The 14,603-nt window shown below is 70.8% G+C and carries 16 protein-coding genes; 3 read left to right on the top strand and 13 right to left on the bottom strand.

The window, feature by feature from the left end:
- Positions 1-5 precede the first annotated feature (5 nt).
- The 6 genes from I4Q55_RS19305 to I4Q55_RS19280 form a co-directional block, all read right to left on the bottom strand.
- Positions 6-191, bottom strand: a complete 186-nt coding sequence (locus I4Q55_RS19305) for a tautomerase family protein (RefSeq protein ID WP_206789480.1) — start codon at positions 189-191, stop codon at positions 6-8.
- A gap of 10 nt (positions 192-201) precedes the next feature.
- Complete coding sequence (locus I4Q55_RS19300) at positions 202-828, bottom strand: TIGR03085 family metal-binding protein (protein WP_206789479.1); 627 nt, start codon at positions 826-828, stop codon at positions 202-204.
- 46 nt (positions 829-874) lie between these two features.
- The gene (locus I4Q55_RS19295) at positions 875-2,263 is read right to left on the bottom strand and encodes a glutamate decarboxylase (protein WP_206789478.1); all 1,389 of its coding nucleotides are present in this window, start codon (positions 2,261-2,263) and stop codon (positions 875-877) included.
- Between the two features lie 73 nt (positions 2,264-2,336).
- Positions 2,337-2,813 (bottom strand): Dps family protein, encoded by a 477-nt coding sequence (locus I4Q55_RS19290; RefSeq protein WP_206789477.1) that lies wholly within the window; start codon positions 2,811-2,813, stop codon positions 2,337-2,339.
- Between the two features lie 46 nt (positions 2,814-2,859).
- Complete coding sequence (locus tag I4Q55_RS19285) at positions 2,860-3,282, bottom strand: organic hydroperoxide resistance protein (RefSeq protein WP_206789476.1); 423 nt, start codon at positions 3,280-3,282, stop codon at positions 2,860-2,862.
- A 135-nt stretch (positions 3,283-3,417) separates the two neighbouring features.
- The gene (locus I4Q55_RS19280) at positions 3,418-3,990 is read right to left on the bottom strand and encodes an NADPH-dependent FMN reductase (RefSeq protein WP_206789475.1); all 573 of its coding nucleotides are present in this window, start codon (positions 3,988-3,990) and stop codon (positions 3,418-3,420) included.
- A gap of 127 nt (positions 3,991-4,117) precedes the next feature.
- On the opposite strand from I4Q55_RS19280, the gene I4Q55_RS19275 reads away from it, so the two are divergent.
- Positions 4,118-5,170, top strand: a complete 1,053-nt coding sequence (locus tag I4Q55_RS19275; protein ID WP_206789474.1) for an alpha/beta hydrolase — start codon at positions 4,118-4,120, stop codon at positions 5,168-5,170.
- A 79-nt stretch (positions 5,171-5,249) separates the two neighbouring features.
- Here I4Q55_RS19275 and I4Q55_RS19270 read toward each other — a convergent pair whose 3' ends face one another.
- The 3 genes from I4Q55_RS19270 to I4Q55_RS19260 all read right to left on the bottom strand — a co-directional run bounded on the left by I4Q55_RS19270 (position 5,250) and on the right by I4Q55_RS19260 (position 8,270).
- Complete coding sequence (locus tag I4Q55_RS19270; protein ID WP_206789472.1) at positions 5,250-5,774, bottom strand: hypothetical protein; 525 nt, start codon at positions 5,772-5,774, stop codon at positions 5,250-5,252.
- A gap of 389 nt (positions 5,775-6,163) precedes the next feature.
- Positions 6,164-6,763, bottom strand: a complete 600-nt coding sequence (locus I4Q55_RS19265; RefSeq protein WP_206789470.1) for a TetR family transcriptional regulator — start codon at positions 6,761-6,763, stop codon at positions 6,164-6,166.
- Entirely contained in the window at positions 6,744-8,270 is a 1,527-nt protein-coding gene (locus tag I4Q55_RS19260; RefSeq protein WP_242546276.1) for a DHA2 family efflux MFS transporter permease subunit, read from the bottom strand. Before I4Q55_RS19260 ends, I4Q55_RS19265 begins: the two co-directional genes overlap by 20 nt.
- Before the next feature lie 183 nt (positions 8,271-8,453).
- On the opposite strand from I4Q55_RS19260, the gene I4Q55_RS19255 reads away from it, so the two are divergent.
- The gene (locus I4Q55_RS19255; RefSeq protein ID WP_206789596.1) at positions 8,454-9,596 is read left to right on the top strand and encodes an MFS transporter; all 1,143 of its coding nucleotides are present in this window, start codon (positions 8,454-8,456) and stop codon (positions 9,594-9,596) included.
- Positions 9,597-9,744: 148 nt separating this feature from the next.
- On the opposite strand, the gene I4Q55_RS19250 is transcribed toward I4Q55_RS19255, so the two are convergent.
- The 4 genes from I4Q55_RS19250 to I4Q55_RS19235 form a co-directional block, all read right to left on the bottom strand.
- The gene (locus I4Q55_RS19250) at positions 9,745-10,125 is read right to left on the bottom strand and encodes a hypothetical protein (RefSeq protein WP_206789469.1); all 381 of its coding nucleotides are present in this window, start codon (positions 10,123-10,125) and stop codon (positions 9,745-9,747) included.
- 16 nt (positions 10,126-10,141) lie between these two features.
- Positions 10,142-11,332, bottom strand: a complete 1,191-nt coding sequence (locus tag I4Q55_RS19245) for an RtcB family protein (RefSeq protein ID WP_206789468.1) — start codon at positions 11,330-11,332, stop codon at positions 10,142-10,144.
- Positions 11,333-11,420: 88 nt separating this feature from the next.
- Positions 11,421-12,461 (bottom strand): aspartate-semialdehyde dehydrogenase, encoded by a 1,041-nt coding sequence (locus I4Q55_RS19240; protein ID WP_206789467.1) that lies wholly within the window; start codon positions 12,459-12,461, stop codon positions 11,421-11,423.
- Complete coding sequence (locus tag I4Q55_RS19235) at positions 12,461-13,726, bottom strand: aspartate kinase (protein WP_206789465.1); 1,266 nt, start codon at positions 13,724-13,726, stop codon at positions 12,461-12,463. Before I4Q55_RS19235 ends, I4Q55_RS19240 begins: the two co-directional genes overlap by 1 nt.
- 228 nt (positions 13,727-13,954) lie before the next feature.
- Here I4Q55_RS19235 and I4Q55_RS19230 point away from each other — a divergent pair, with 228 nt between their 5' ends.
- A complete protein-coding gene (locus tag I4Q55_RS19230; RefSeq protein ID WP_307793252.1) occupies positions 13,955-14,545 on the top strand; it encodes a nitroreductase family protein in 591 nt (196 codons plus the stop codon).
- The last annotated feature ends 58 nt before the right edge of the window (positions 14,546-14,603 follow it).

The raw sequence follows: 14,603 nt of genomic DNA, 5'->3' as shown, positions 1-14,603 counted from the left end.
CGGGTTCAGCGGTCCGAATAGAGGACGCCGCCGGACGCCCAGTGGTCGGCGCCGATCTCGATCAGCGTCACCTGGACGCCTTCGGGCTTGCCGCCGCAGGTGCGGACGAAGGCGTCGGTCAGCTCGCGGACCAAGGCGCTCTTCTGGGCCGGCGTGCGGCCGGGGAACATGGCAACGCTGATCATCGGCATGGGGCGCAGCCTAGAGGCCCCGGTTCACCGACTGCAGCCGGCCGACCGCGGCCGCGTCGCCCTCGAAGTCCAGGTGAACGGCGTCGCGGCCGAAGACGAACAGCAGCAGGTCAACCGGCTCGCCGACGACGGTCACCGGGTCGGGCCCGGTCTTGACGGCGGCCTCGCGGCCGTCCTTCGTCCGCAGCGTCACCCCGACGGGCGACTTGCGGAGGTTCAGCTTCGCCGCCTGCGTGGCCGAGCGCCAGGCGGCGGCGTCCCGGGTGGGATCCGCGGGCCGCGGTTCCCAGCCGTCCTGCGCGCGCCGGACGTCCTCGTGGTGGACGAGGAACTCGGCGGTGTTGGTGAGCTCGTCGAGCGGGCCGATCGCGGTGGGCCAGAACTTCGACGGCCCCTTCCGCACCTGGCCCACGAGCTCGGCCCACGGCTTGGCGGCGTAGCGGTCCTGGACCTTCTGCGTGTACCCGGCCAGCGCGGGCACAACGATCCCGGGCGCGGCGTCGAGCCGGCTCTCGCGCACGACGAGGTGCGCGGCGAGGTCCCGCGTGGTCCAGCCGTCGCACAAGGTCGGCGCGTCCGGCCCGAGTTCTTCGAAGAGCGCGCTCAGCGCCCGGCGTTCGTCAGCAGCGACACCCATGCCTCGACGTTACCCGCCGGTAGACGCCCTGGCGACGGGATGTGAGCTAGTGGTGGAACGCCGTCGCCTGGGCGGGGTCCTTCGCGCGGCCGCCGAGCTGCTCCAGCTCGGGAAGCACCCGCGTGAGGTCCGCCAGCAGCAGGTCCGCCAGGTCGTAGGTGAAGCCGTTGCGGACCACGATGCGCAGCACCGCCAGGTCCGTCCGGTTCTCCGGGAACGTGTACGCCGGCACCAGCCAGCCCCGCTCGCGCAGCCGGCGGGACACGTCGAAGACGTCGAAGCCCGCGTCCGGGCGGGTCGTGAACGCGAACACCGGCAGCTGATCGCCCCGCGTCAGCAGCTCGAAAGGCCCGAGTGAGGCGATCCCGGAGGACAGGTGCACGGCGACGTCACGCGAGGCCTGCTGCACCGCCCGGAAACCTTCCCGGCCGAGCCGCACGAACGTGTAGTACTGGGCCGCGACCTCGGCGCCCGGGCGGGAGAAGTTCAACGCGAACGTCGGCATGTCGCCGCCCAGGTAGTTCACGTTGAACACCAGCTCCGACGGCAGCGCCGCCTTGTTTCGCCAGATCACCCAGCCGACGCCCGGGTACACCAGGCCGTACTTGTGGCCCGACGTGTTGATCGACGCCACGCGCGGCAGGCGGAAGTCCCACTCCAGGTCCGGGTCGAGGAACGGCGCGATCATCGCGCCCGAAGCGCCGTCGACGTGCACCGGGATGTCCCAGCCCGTCCGCTCGGCGAAAGCGTCCAGTGCCGCCGCGATCTCCGCGACCGGCTCGTAGCTGCCGTCGAACGTCGAGCCGAGGATCGCGACCACGCCGATCGTGTTCTCGTCGCAGCGGGCCACCGCTTCGTCCGCCGTCAGGTGGTAGCGGTCGCCGTCCATCGGGACCAGGCGCGGCTCGACTTCCCAGTACTCGCAGAACTTCTCCCAGCACACCTGGACGTTCGCGCCCATCACCAGGTTCGGCTTCCCGCCGCGGCCGAGGCGGGCCCAGCGCCGCTTCAGCGCCATCCCGGCGAGCATGCACGCCTCCGACGAACCGGTCGTCGAGCAGCCCATGATGTCCGTGAGGTCCGGCGCGTGCCACAGGTCGGCGAGGATGTTCACGCAGCGCCGCTCGAGCTCGGCCGTCTGCGGGTACTCGTCCTTGTCGATCATGTTCTTGTCGACGCACTCGGCCATCAGCTCGCGCGCCTGCGGCTCCATCCACGTCGTGACGAACGTGGCGAGGTTGAGCCGCGCGTTGCCGTCGAGCATCAGCTCGTCACGCACGAGCTGCAGCGCGGCGTCCGGTGGCAGCGGGTCTTCGCGCAGCTTGTCGTGCGGCATGACGAAGTCCGCCGCCAGTGCCGGGTTCGTCCCGGCGTAGAACGGATTCGTCCCGGCCGCGCGGTCCGGGCGCCCGGCGTTCCCCTGATGCAAGACCATGCCACCGAACGTACTTGCCGGCACGCGCGAAAAAGGGCCGTCCCGTCCGGAACGGCCCTTTCGTGGCGGAAAATCAGGCCTGCTGCGCCTGCCACATCCAGTGCGCCTCTTCCAGCGCCCGGGTGATCTCGATCAGCAGGTCCTGCGTGACGAGGTCGCTCTTGTCGGTCTCGTCGATCCGCTGCCGCAGCCGCTCGATGAGCGCGGCCAGGATGTCGACGATCGCGGCGACCGTGGCCTCGACCGACTGCCAGTTGTCGGGGTACTCGGGCACGCCCGAGCTCTCGACGACCGTCTTCGCCTTGCCGTTCGGCGAGATGCCGATGGCGTTGGCGCGCTCGGCGACTTCGTCGACGTACTGGCGCGCGGTGTTCACGAGCTCGTCGAGCTGCAGGTGCGCGCTGCGGAAGTTCGCCCCGACGACGTTCCAGTGCGCCTGCTTGGCGATGAGGGACAGGTCGACCAGGTCGACCAGCGTGGCCTGGAGGGCGTTGCCGGTGATCTCCTTGTCGGCCTCGGAAAGCGGGCTCTTGATCGGAGACTTGCTCATCTGGTTGTGATCCTTTCCTCGTACTGGTTCGGACCGGGGTGCCGGGTCAGACGGTGGCGGAAAGCGCGACCTCGATGTTGCCGCGGGTCGCGTTGGAGTAGGGGCACACCTGGTGCGCCTGCTCGACCAGCTGGTCGGCCTGGGCCTGCTCGAGACCCGGCAGCGAGACCTTCAGCGCGACGCCGAGGCCGAACCCGGTCTCCTGCTTGAGCACGCTGACCTCCGCGGTCACGGTCGAGCCGTTCAGCGGCACCTTCGCCTGCCGGGCGACCAGCTGCAGGGCGCTGTGGAAGCAGGCCGAGTAGCCGGCGGCGAACAGCTGCTCCGGGTTGGTCTTGTCCCCACCGGGGCCGCCCATCTCCTTGGGGACGGCCAGCGACTCGTCGATGACGCCGTCGGAGGACGTCACTTCGCCGTTGCGGCCGTCGCCGCGCGCCGTCGCCACCGCGGTGTAGAGCGCCTGACCCATGTTCAGCCTGCCTTCTGTCCCGGACGCCCCACAGCGGACGTCTCACTGGGCACAACATCCCGCACCCGCGGAACGGTGCCCCCACATGGCAGGCATCACGTCAAGTTGCTTACCCGGCCGCTCCCGGGCGAAACGTCATGCGGCGCGCGTCACCGCGAATTCCGCGACCTGCCGCCCGATCAGGCGAAGGGTGCGGACGCTCTTCTCGTCGGAGGCACCGCCGGCCTCGTCGAACTTGGTCTCGGCCGAGTTGATCGAGCCGCCCAGCGGGGTGGCCCAGCCGCGCAGGGCGTGCGTGATCGTGCGGAGCTGCTCGAGCGTGGTCACCGCGGCCTGCCAGCCGTAGGCGACGGCGGCGAGGCCGACCGCGCGGTCGTCGAGGTAGGGACGCCGGTCGTCGCGCAGGTCCTCGACGTAGTCCAGGGCGTTCTTGACCAGGCCGGACAGCGCGCCGTGGTAGCCGGGCGAGACGACGATGAGGCCGTCGGCCTCGCGGATGGCCGCCACCAGCCGGGTGGCGCGCTCGTCGCGCTCGGGGACACCGGCGTCGTAGAACGGCAGCACGAGTTCCGGGCCGGGGATCAGCCGGGTCCGGACGCCTGCCTCCGCGGCGCCGTCGAGCGCGATCCGCAGCGCGCGTTCGGACTGCGAGCCCTCGCGCAGAGAGCCGCCGATCCCGAGCACGTTGACCGTCCTGGCTGAAGTCACGTTTTCCAGGCTAACCCCTCTAGTTAACTGGAGGACCAGACTCTGGGACCGAGGTCCTGGTCACAGCTGGACCGAATACCTACTGACAAGTAACCTCGCACGCAGTCCCGACGCTCGTGGAGGCACCATGGCGATCCCGCTCCCCGTCCGCGCCCAGGCGGCCGCGTCCCAGCTCGCGTTCTGGCTGCCCACTCCGGTGCGGCGGGCGGTCGCGGGCCGGCCCGTCCGCATCGACGGCCAGGACCTCGCACTCGACGCCCAGCTTCTCCTCCGGCTCCAGAAGATCGCTCGAGCCGAGCTCGTGCACGGCTCGGTCGAGGAGTCGCGGGCCCTGCTCGACGTGGGCAGGCACCTGGTCAGCGGCAGGCCGATCGAGCCGGTTTCGGTGCGCGAAACCGCCGTGCCGACGCCGGACGGCGACTTGCCGGCGACGCTGTACACACCGGTCGGGCTGCCCGAGAAGTCGCCGCTGCTGGTGTTCTTCCACGGCGGCGGCTGGGTGATCGGCACGCGCGCCAGCCACGACAACGCGGTCCGTTTCCTGGCCAAGCACGCCGGGGTCAGGGTGCTGTCGATCGAGTACCGGCTGGCCCCGGAGTTCCCGTTCCCGGCGGCGACGGAGGACGCGCTGGCGGCGTTCGAGTACGCGGTGGCGAAGGCGGACGACCTCGGCGCGGACCCGGCCCGCATCGCGGTGGGCGGCGACAGCGCGGGCGGCAACCTCGCGGCGGTGACGGCCCAGCAGGCGGTCCGCCGCGGCGGTCCGGTCCCGGCGTTCCAGCTGCTGATCTACCCGGCGACGGACTTCGCGCGGCGGTACCGCTCACAGGACCTGTTCGCCGAGGACCTGTTCCTGACGGACGTGCACATGAAGTGGTTCGAGGGGCATTACGTGCCGGCGGGCACGGACCTGACCGACCCGCGGCTGTCCCCGCTGCACGCGGAGGATCTGAGCGGCCTGCCGCCGGCGTTGGTCGTCACGGCGGGGTTCGACCCGTTGCGGGACGAGGGCGAGGCCTACGCGGAGAAGCTGCGCGCGGCCGGGGTGGCGGTGGCGTTGCGGCGGCACGAGGACCTGATCCACGGGTTCATCAACTTCACCGGGGTGGGGACGCGGTTCCGGGAGGCGCTGGCGGAGACGGCCGGCGCGCTGCGGCAGGGTCTGTCCGAACACGACTGAAGCCTCCGGACGAACCCGGAGCCCGGCGCGGAGAAATGTCCGCGGCCGGGCTCCGGGCCCCCCTGTTTTCCTCCAGTGGCTACGACCCTGGAACCGGCAGCGGTGGCAACGGCAGCGGCGGCACCGGCAGCGCGCCGAGCAGCCCGCCCAGGATCCCGGTCAGGGCACCCAGCAGGGCCTTGAGGAGGTCGCTGACGATCTTCAGCGGGCCGGGCAGGTCCGGGATCGGCGGCAGCGGCAACGGCGGCAGCTGGCGCGGCTTCGCCGTCGGGTCGGCCAGCAGCCTGGTCGACTCGTCGGCGCGGCCCTTGGCCAGGCCCGCCAGCTGCTGGGTGTCCGTCTGGATCGTGTACCGCTTGCCGGCGGCGATGTCCGCGAGGACCGGGCTGAGCTGCCCGAGGTCGCCGCGCGTGGCGTCGACGTTGCCCGCGTAGGCCACCTTGGTGAGGTCGTCGCGCATCTGGAGCACCTGCGCGGCGAGGGCCTGGGTGCTGGAGGAACCCTTCCCTCCCACCGGGCTCGCCGACGCGATCCCCGCCGTCGCGACCGCCAGCAGACTGCCGGCGGCTACCAGGGCGATGGATCGCCCGAACTTGGCTTTCATTCCTTACCTCCTGGCCTCGGGAGACCTGACGGGTTAAATCGATACCCCCCGTGTCGGAGATAAGCCACCCGATCACCGGTTCGGGATGTTTAACACCCTTACGTGCCGGATCTGAATGGAGCGAACTGGACCGCAATTGATTAACGGCAAAACCTTGCCCGTCCCCCTGAAGATCATCTCGACCGATTCCGAGCATCACTGCTGGTAGCAGCCGTCCACTATGGAACGTTCCGGTAACCCACACGAGTGTAAACGGTGATCATTTAGCTTCATCACTCCGTCGGACAGCGTGTCGAGGCTGCTCCAGATGGGGCGTCCCCCACGCTCGTCCCGCCACCCACAAGGTTCGCCCCGAGGTGAACGTGGAAATGCGAAATCCATTCCGGAATTCAGAGCGGCAGACCCGCGTCCAGGTGAGCGACAGCCTGATCGATGACCGAGAGCGTGTCGGCCTCCGGATCCGCCGCCGCCCCGAGGAACGCCGCCAGGACGGCCCCGACCACCGCGCCGGCCCAGTTGCGGACCTCGAAGTCGTCCGCGCTCCGGCCGGTCCGCCGCGCGGCCAGCTCGGCCAGCACGTCGATGCCCTCGGCGAACTTGTCCATCACCGCGCTGCGCAGCTCCGGCTCCCGGAACACGAGCCGCTGCCGCTGGCGTTCCCGCTCCCACTCCTCGGCGGGCAGCCGCTCGCGGATGAAGTTCATCGTCGCCCGCAGCGCGCCGATCGGGCTCAGCTCGGGTGACTGCCCGACCGCGGCCTCGATGAGCAACGGGTCGAACGGGTCGTAGAGGACGGTCGCCTCCTTCGTCGGGAAGTACCGGAAGAAGGTGCTGGGCGAGATCTCCGCCGCCGCCGCGATCTGGTCCACCGTCGTGGCGCTGTAGCCCTGCTCGTGGAACAGCCGCAACGCGTGCCGCTGGATCGCGGCGCGCGTCCTGGCCTTCTTCCGTTCGCGCAGCCCCGTGGGTTCAGATGGCGACGACGTCATGCCCCGATTCTCGCGGCTGAGCTCCCGAGCCTGCCCGGCCGGGCAGGAACAGCAGCGCGAGCAGCGCCCCGGCGACGGCGAGACCGGCGCACACCCACAGCGTCGCGGCCATGCCGCCGGTGAACGCGGCCCGCGCGGACTCGGCGAGCCCGGGCCGGTGGAGCTGCCCCGCGACGGCGACCGCGGCCGACGCGCTGCCGCGCACCGCGTCGGCGACCGGCGCGGGCAGGCCGCCGACGTCGACGCCGTCGCGGTAGCCGCCGTTGAGCACCGTGCCCAGCACCGCGACGCCGATGGTGCCGCCGACCTGGCGCAGCACCTGGATCAGCGCGGAGCCCGCCCCCGAGCGGCCTTCGGTGAGCGTGCCCATCGCCATCGTCATCAGCGGCGGCAGCGTGGCACCGGTGCCCAGCCCGATGACGAGTTCCCAGCCCACGGTGGCGCCGTAGCCGCTTGACGGCGTCGTCGTCGAACCCCACGCCAGCCCGGCCGTGAGCAGCGCGAACCCGCCGGTGACGACCCCGCGCACGCCCAGGACGGCGACCAGCCGCTCGGCGAGCTTCGCCGAGACCAGCATCCCGCCGATCAGCGGCAGCAGCCGCACGCCGGTCTGCAGCGCGTCGGCGCCCTGCACCGCCTGGAACAGCTGCGGCAGCACGAACAGCAGGCCCATCAGCGCGAAGGACGCCACCGTGGCCAGCACCGCGCCCCAGACGAACCGCGGCTCGCGGAACAACGCGAGGTCGGTGAGGGGCGCGGCCACCCGCGTCTGCGCCCGGCCGAACACCGCCAGCAGCGCGGCGCCCAGCGCGATGAGACCGCAGGTCACCGGGTCGGTCCAGCTGTGCTCGCCGGCGTGGACGAAGCCGTAGGTGAGCGCGACCAGCCCGGACGTCGACAGCGCGATGCCCGCGAAGTCGATCCGGCCCCCGCCGGCTCCCGGCGTCAGCGGCACGAGGAACAGCACCGCGACGACGCCGACCGCGGTCAGCGGGACGTTGACGAGGAACACCGAGCCCCACGCGAAGTGGTCGAGCAACCAGCCTCCGAGCAGCGGCCCGAGCGGGATGCCCACGAACATCGCCAGCACCCACGTCGTCAGCGCCTTCGCGCGCTCCTCGGGCGGGAACAGGATGTTGAGCAGCGAGAGCGAGAGCGGGATGAGGAACGCGGCGCCGACGCCGAGCACGACCCGGGCGGCGATCAGCTCGCCCGGCGAGCCGGCGTAGGCGCACCACAGCGAGGCCAGGCCGAACAGCGTCAGCGCGCCGAGCAGCAGTTTCTTCGGGCCGAACCGGTCGCCGAACAGGCCCGCGGGCAGCAGCAGCGCGGCCAGCGCCAGCGTGTAGGCGTTGCCGAACCACTGCAGCTGGGTGGTCGTGGCGCCGAGGTCGACGGCCAGCGTCGGCACGGCGACGTTGAGCACGGTCAGGTCGAGGCCGATGGTCAGCAGGCTCACCGCGAGCGCGCCGAGCGCCCACCACCGGCGCGGGTGTACTTGAGTCATAGCGACCCCCACTTGATAGTGACTACCAATTGAGAGTAACTCTCATAATTTTCCGGCGCCAGTGGCACGGGCGCGGAAATATGTTGCACGCGCGTACCACCTTGGGTTCTCATCGAAGACGTGCCGCTGCAGCCCTACCGCCGGGTGCTCTCCGTCCCCCGCGTCCCCTCGACGATGGCCCTGATGTTCCTGGCGCGTCTCCCGATGACCATGAGCGGCATCCTGATGACGCTGTACATCGTCACCGGGCTCGGCCGCGGCTACGGCGCCGCCGGGCTGGTCGGCGGCGGCGTCACCCTCGGGATGGCGTTCGGCGCGCCGCTGCTCGGCCGCTGCTTCGACCGGTACGGGCTGCGCCCGGTCGTCGCGGTGTGCGGGATCGGCACGACGGTGTTCTGGGCCGCCGCGCCGCACCTGCCGTTCGAGGCACTCGCCGTGGTCGCGGTCCCGGCCGGGATGCTCTCGGTGCCGGCGGGCTCGCTGGCCCGGCAGGTGCTGGCCACGCTCGTGCCGCCGGCGGAGCGCCGCGCGGCCTACTCGCTCGACACCATCTCGATCGAAGCGACGTTCATGATCGGCCCGGCGGCCGGCATCGCGGCCATCACGGCGTTCTCCCCGACGTGGACGCTGACCGCGCTCGGCGCGCTGTTCGGCGGCACGGCGTTCCTGATCTGGCTCGTCAACCCGCCGATCCGGGACGACACCGGCACCGAAGCGGCCGCACCCGGCCCCCGCCCGCCGCTGCGGAGCTGGCTCACCGGCCGGCTGGTGGGAACGCTGCTGATCGCGGGCGGCGCGTTGTTCGTGCTCGTCGGCACCGAGCTGGCGACGCTGGCGGCGCTGCGCGCGAACGGCGACCTCGGCGTGACCGGGCTGGTCATCGCGGTGATGTGCGCGGCGTCGATCCTCGGCGGCATCGTGCACGGCGCGGTGAAGCGGTCGCTGCCGCAGGGCGTGCTGATGCTGCTGCTCGCGCTGCTGGTGATCCCGGTCGGCCTGGCGGACCACCCGTGGTGGCTGCTGACGCTCGTGCTGATCCCGACGAACCTGCTGTGCGCGCCGACACTGGCGGCCACGACCGAGACGGTCAGCCGGATCGCCCCGCCGCAGGTCCGCGGCGAGGCCATGGGCCTGCAGGACGCCTTCACCCGGCTCGGCCTGGCGGTGGGCGGCCCGGTGGTCGGCTTCGCGATCGACCACTCGAGCCCGGAGTGGGGCTTCGCCGCGGCCGGCGTCGGCGGCCTGGTGATCGCCGCGGCGGGCCTGCTCCGCCGCCGCGCCCCGGCCCCGGCCCCGGAACCGGCGCTGGCCGAAAGCCGCCCCTAGCGCCCCGCCCCCAGCGCCCCAATGTGGCCTTGGTTGCGTTCAACGCACCGAAGGCCGCCTTGGGTGCGTTCAACGCACCGAAGGCCGCCTTGGGTGCGTTCAACGCACCGAAGGCCACATTGGGGCGTTTGAGAGTCCGGCAGATTCGTCAGCTGCAGGCGGCGCGGAGGGCGTCGAGCTTCTTGACGTTGCGCTGGACCCACTGGGCCACGACGCCGGCGTCCTCGATGCGCTCCTTCTGCACCTCGACGTACGAATCGGCCATGCCGAGCAGCGCGTTCTTGACGTTCTGGTCCTGGACGTCGCCCGCCAGCTCGCGCAGCCGCCTTTCCTTGTCCTCGGCGCGCGCCTTGAGCTTGGCCGGGTCGACCAGGGGGTTCAGGTCGGCGAGCCCGAGTGCCTCGGTGCACGCCGAGACCTTGTCCGCCGTCTTGTTCCCCTGGTCGACCGCGTTGCTCACCTCGGCGCACCCGCTCAGCAGCAGGGCCGCCGAGGCCAGCAGTACGGCGATCGTTCCACCCCTCGTCATGGGGCCCAAGGTACCGTCAGCCCTTGACGCAGACCACCTGCTTGAGGTGCGCTACCACCTCGACCAGGTCCGTCTGCGCGCGAATCACCGTTTCGATGTCCTTGTACGCCGCCGGGATTTCGTCGACCACGCCGGAGTCCTTGCGGCACTCGACGCCGGCCGTCTGCGCCGCGAGGTCGTCGGCGGTGAACAGCTTCTTCGCCTTGTTCCGCGACATCCGGCGGCCCGCGCCGTGCGACGCCGACTGGAACGACGAGTCGTTGCCCAGCCCGCGGACGATGTACGAACCGGTCCCCATGCTGCCCGGGATGATCCCGAGGTCACCCGAGCCCGCCCGGATCGCACCCTTCCGGGTGACGAGCAGCTCGACGCCGTCGTAGGTCTCCTCGGCGACGTAGTTGTGGTGGCACGAGATCGCGTCGTCGAAGGTCACCTGCGGGAGCTCGTCGCGCACCGCCTGCTTCACCAGCGCGACCATCGTGGCGCGGTTGCGCGCCGCGTAGTCCTGCGCCCAGAACAGGTCGCGCCGGTAGGCCTGCATCTCCGGCGTGCCGGCGACGAAGACCGCGAGGTCGGGGTCGGGCAGGTCGGCGTTGTGCGGCAGCTTGCGCGCGACGGCCATGTGCCGCTCCGCCAGCTCCTTGCCGATGTTGCGCGAACCCGAGTGCAGCATCAGCCAGACCCGGCCCTCGTCGGCACCACCCTGCTCGAGGCAGACCTCGATGAAGTGGTTGCCGCCGCCGAGGCTGCCGATCTGCCGCGCCGCCCGGTCGTGCAGGTCCTGGACGCCCGTGTGCAGCTCGCCGAACTGCTTCCAGAACGCGTCCCAGCCGCCGACGCCGTGCACCTTGGCCGGGTTCACCGGCGTCTTGTGCAGCCCGAAACCGACCGGCACGGCGCTCTCGATGCGCCGGCGCAGCTTGCCGAGGTCGTCGGGCAGGTCGCTCGCGGTGAGCGACGTCCGGACAGCGCTCATCCCGCACCCGATGTCGACCCCGACCGCGGCCGGCGAGACGGCGTCACGCATGGCGATGACACTGCCGACGGTCGCGCCCTTGCCGTAGTGCACGTCGGGCATCACGGCGACGCCGTGCACCCACGGCAGGTTGGCGACGTTGTGCAGCTGCCGCATGGCCTGGTCTTCGACCGACGCGGGGTCCGCCCACATCCGGATCGGGACGCGGGACCCTTCGACCGCGGTGTACATGGTTCCTCCCCTTGAAAAGCGTTTCGCGGTGCCCAGGATCCCCCGGGCACCGCGAAACGACAAGGCAGTTTTACCTGTCCACTGTGGTCTAGAGCTGCTGCGCCACCAGCTCCGCGATCTGCACGGCGTTGAGCGCCGCACCCTTGCGCAGGTTGTCGTTCGAGATGAACAGCGCCAGCCCGCGGCCGCCCTCGACGCCCTGGTCGACCCGGATGCGGCCGACGTAGCTCGGGTCGTTGCCCGCCGCCTGCAGCGGGGTCGGGACCTCCGACAGCTCGACCCCGGCCGCGTGCGTCAGCAGCTCCGTCGCGCGCTCGACCGACAGCGGCCGCTCGAACTCCGCGTTCACCGAGATCGAGTGGCCCGAGAACACCGGCACGCGCACGCAGGTGCACGAGACGCCGAGACCCGGGATGCCCAGGATCTTGCGGCTCTCGTTGCGGAACTTCTTCTCCTCGTCCGTCTCCAGCTCGCCGTCGTCCACAATGGACCCGGCCATCGGGAGGACGTTGAACGCGATCGGGCGGACGTACTTCTCCGGCTTCGGGAACTCGATCGCCGCGCCGTCGTGGGTGAGGAGCGAAGCGTGCTCCGCCGCCGCCTTCACCTGACCGGCAAGCTCGTCGACGCCGGCCAGCCCGCTGCCGGACACCGCCTGGTACGTCGACGCCACCAGCCGGACCAGCCCGGCCTCGTCGTGCAGCGGCTTCAGCACCGGCATCGCGGCCATCGTGGTGCAGTTGGGGTTCGCGATGATCCCCTTCCGCGCCTCCTTGACGGCCTGCGGGTTGACCTCGCTGACGACCAGCGGCACGTCCGGGTCCATCCGGAACGCCGAGGAGTTGTCGATCACCGTGGCCCCGGCCGCGGCGAACCGCGGCGCCTGCGCCTTCGACGTCGACCCGCCCGCGGAGAACAGCGCGATGTCCAAACCGGACAGATCCGCCGTCGCGGCGTCCTCGACCGTGATTTCGGTGTCGCGCCAGGGAAGCTTCGACCCCGCCGAGCGCGCCGAAGCGAAGTAGCGCAGCTCGGCGATCGGGAACTCCCGCTCCGCCAGCAGCTTGCGCATCACCGCACCGACCTGGCCGGTCGCGCCGACCACCCCGACCCGCAGCCCGTCCGCCATCAGCGACCACTCCCCGCGTAGACGACGGCTTCTTCGTCGCCGCCGAGTTCGAACGCCTCGTGGATCGCGCGCACGGCGTCGTCGAGCTGCGCGTCCCGGATCAGCACCGAGATGCGGATCTCCGAGGTGTTGATGATTTCGATGTTGACGCCGGCCTCGGCCAGCGCTTCGCAGAACGTCGCCGTGACACCGGGGTGCGAACGCATCCCGGCGCCGACGAGCGACACCTTGCCGACGTGGTCGTCGTAGAGGACCGACTCGAAGCCGATCTCCTCCTTGACCTTCTCGAGTTCCTTGACGGCCTTCGCGCCGTTGGCCTTCGACAGCGTGAACGTGATGTCCGTGCGGCCGGAGACGGTGCTGGACACGTTCTGCAGCACCATGTCGATGTCGATCTCGGCGTCGGCGATCACGCGGAAGATCCGGGCCGCGGCACCGGTGGTGTCCGGCACCCCGGTGACCGTGATCTTGGCTTCGGAGCGGTCGTGCGCCACACCGGTGATCAGGGCTTGTTCCACGGGGATCTCCTCGATAGAACCGGTCACCGTCGTGCCCGGCTTGTCACTGTAGGAAGAACGGACTCGGATGGGGACGCCGTAGCGGCGCGCGTACTCGACCGAACGCAGGTGCAGGATCTTCGACCCGCTCGCGGCGAGCTCGAGCATCTCTTCGTACGTGACGGTGTCGAGCTTGCGCGCGTCCGGCACCACCCGCGGGTCGGCCGTGTACACACCGTCCACATCGGAGTAGATCTCGCAGACGTCGGCGTTCAGCGCGGCGGCCAGCGCGACGGCGGTGGTGTCCGAGCCGCCACGGCCCAGCGTGGTGATGTCCTTGGTGTCCTGCGCGACGCCCTGGAAGCCGGCGACCAGCGCGATGTAGCCCTGCTCGAGCGCCTCGGTGACCCGGCTCGGGGTGACGTCGATGATGCGCGCGTTGCCGTGCACCGACGTCGTGACGACGCCGGCCTGCGAACCGGTGAACGACCAGGCCTCGGCGCCCTGAGCCGCGATCGCCATCGCGACCAGCGAGTTCGAAATGCGCTCACCGGCGGTGAGCAGCATGTCCATCTCCCGCTCCGGCGGCGCCGGGTTGACCTGCTGCGCCAGATCGAGCAGCTCGTCGGTGGTGTCACCCATCGCCGAGCAGACGACCACGACGTCGTTGCCGGCCTTCTTGGTCGCGACGATCCGCTCCGCCACGCGCTTGATCCGGTCGGCACTTTCCAGCGACGATCCGCCGTACTTCTGGACCACGAGGGCCACGCCCGAACCTCCTCGCGGGCCGGGCGGCTCCCTGGTGGGCACCGGAGAGCCCCCGCGTCCCATGATTTGACCAGGAGCCTACCGGGGCTTCGGCAGGCCGCCACCCTCTTGACGTGGGGCGGCGGTGTGCCGGGGGTCGTCCGGAAGTAAATCTTCCGCAACAGCAACGAAATGCGCGAAGCCCTTCCTCCCGAGTGACGCAGCGCACGCCTGGGTATCGTCGGGATCGTGCGGAAACCAGCTGTGACGAGCGTCCCGATCGCAACCCTGATGGCGGAACGGTGGAGCCCCCGGGCGTACGACTCTTCCGCGTCGGTCACTCCCGAGCAGGTGCGAGCTCTCCTGGAGGCGGCCCGCTGGGCGCCGTCGTTCGGCAACACCCAGCCGGCCCGCTACCTGGTGGGCGTCCGCGGCACGCCGTCGTTCGACACGATCCTGGCGACGTTGAACTCGGGCAACCGGGCCTGGGCGCGCCGCGCGAGCCTGCTGCTGATCGGCGTGATGGTGACGACGAACGAGAAGGGCTCGGTGCCGTACGCCGAGTACGGGCTCGGGCTGGCGTCGGAGAACCTGGTGCTGCAGGCGGTGGAGCTGGGGTTGGTCGCACACCAGATGGCGGGCTTCTCGCCGGAGGCGGTCAGCTCGGCGTTCTCCTTGCCGTCCGACGCGGTCCCGAAGGTGGCGATCGCGGTGGGGTCGGCGGCGGCACCGGAGGTACTGGAGGAGGACTGGCGGATCGAGCGCGAGAAGGCGGACCGGGTGCGGGTGCCGCTGGCGGAGTTCGCGTTCACCGACCGGTGGGGCGAGCCGGCGCTGTAACCCGCAACTCGCGTGATCGAGGACGGATCTCGCGTGATCGGAGCCGTATCTCGCGTGA

Origin of the sequence: Amycolatopsis sp. MtRt-6 (genome assembly GCF_017308975.1) — a bacterium.
Lineage (GTDB): Bacteria > Actinomycetota > Actinomycetes > Mycobacteriales > Pseudonocardiaceae > Amycolatopsis.
This window is presented reverse-complemented; position numbering and strand designations above follow the sequence as displayed.

Excerpts from the sequence above, each read along its gene's own strand:
- I4Q55_RS19305 (WP_206789480.1), bottom strand. The coding sequence starts at position 191 with ATGCCGATGATCAGCGTTGCCATGTTCCCCGGCCGCACGCCGGCCCAG.
- I4Q55_RS19300 (WP_206789479.1), bottom strand. The coding sequence starts at position 828 with ATGGGTGTCGCTGCTGACGAACGCCGGGCGCTGAGCGCGCTCTTCGAA.
- I4Q55_RS19295 (WP_206789478.1), bottom strand. The coding sequence starts at position 2,263 with ATGGTCTTGCATCAGGGGAACGCCGGGCGCCCGGACCGCGCGGCCGGG.
- I4Q55_RS19290 (WP_206789477.1), bottom strand. The coding sequence starts at position 2,813 with ATGAGCAAGTCTCCGATCAAGAGCCCGCTTTCCGAGGCCGACAAGGAG.
- I4Q55_RS19285 (WP_206789476.1), bottom strand. The coding sequence starts at position 3,282 with ATGGGTCAGGCGCTCTACACCGCGGTGGCGACGGCGCGCGGCGACGGC.
- I4Q55_RS19275 (WP_206789474.1), top strand. The coding sequence starts at position 4,118 with ATGGCGATCCCGCTCCCCGTCCGCGCCCAGGCGGCCGCGTCCCAGCTC.
- I4Q55_RS19270 (WP_206789472.1), bottom strand. The coding sequence starts at position 5,774 with ATGAAAGCCAAGTTCGGGCGATCCATCGCCCTGGTAGCCGCCGGCAGT.
- I4Q55_RS19265 (WP_206789470.1), bottom strand. The coding sequence starts at position 6,763 with ATGACGTCGTCGCCATCTGAACCCACGGGGCTGCGCGAACGGAAGAAG.
- I4Q55_RS19260 (WP_242546276.1), bottom strand. The coding sequence starts at position 8,270 with ATGACTCAAGTACACCCGCGCCGGTGGTGGGCGCTCGGCGCGCTCGCG.
- I4Q55_RS19255 (WP_206789596.1), top strand. The coding sequence starts at position 8,454 with ATGTTCCTGGCGCGTCTCCCGATGACCATGAGCGGCATCCTGATGACG.
- I4Q55_RS19250 (WP_206789469.1), bottom strand. The coding sequence starts at position 10,125 with ATGACGAGGGGTGGAACGATCGCCGTACTGCTGGCCTCGGCGGCCCTG.
- I4Q55_RS19245 (WP_206789468.1), bottom strand. The coding sequence starts at position 11,332 with ATGTACACCGCGGTCGAAGGGTCCCGCGTCCCGATCCGGATGTGGGCG.
- I4Q55_RS19240 (WP_206789467.1), bottom strand. The coding sequence starts at position 12,461 with ATGGCGGACGGGCTGCGGGTCGGGGTGGTCGGCGCGACCGGCCAGGTC.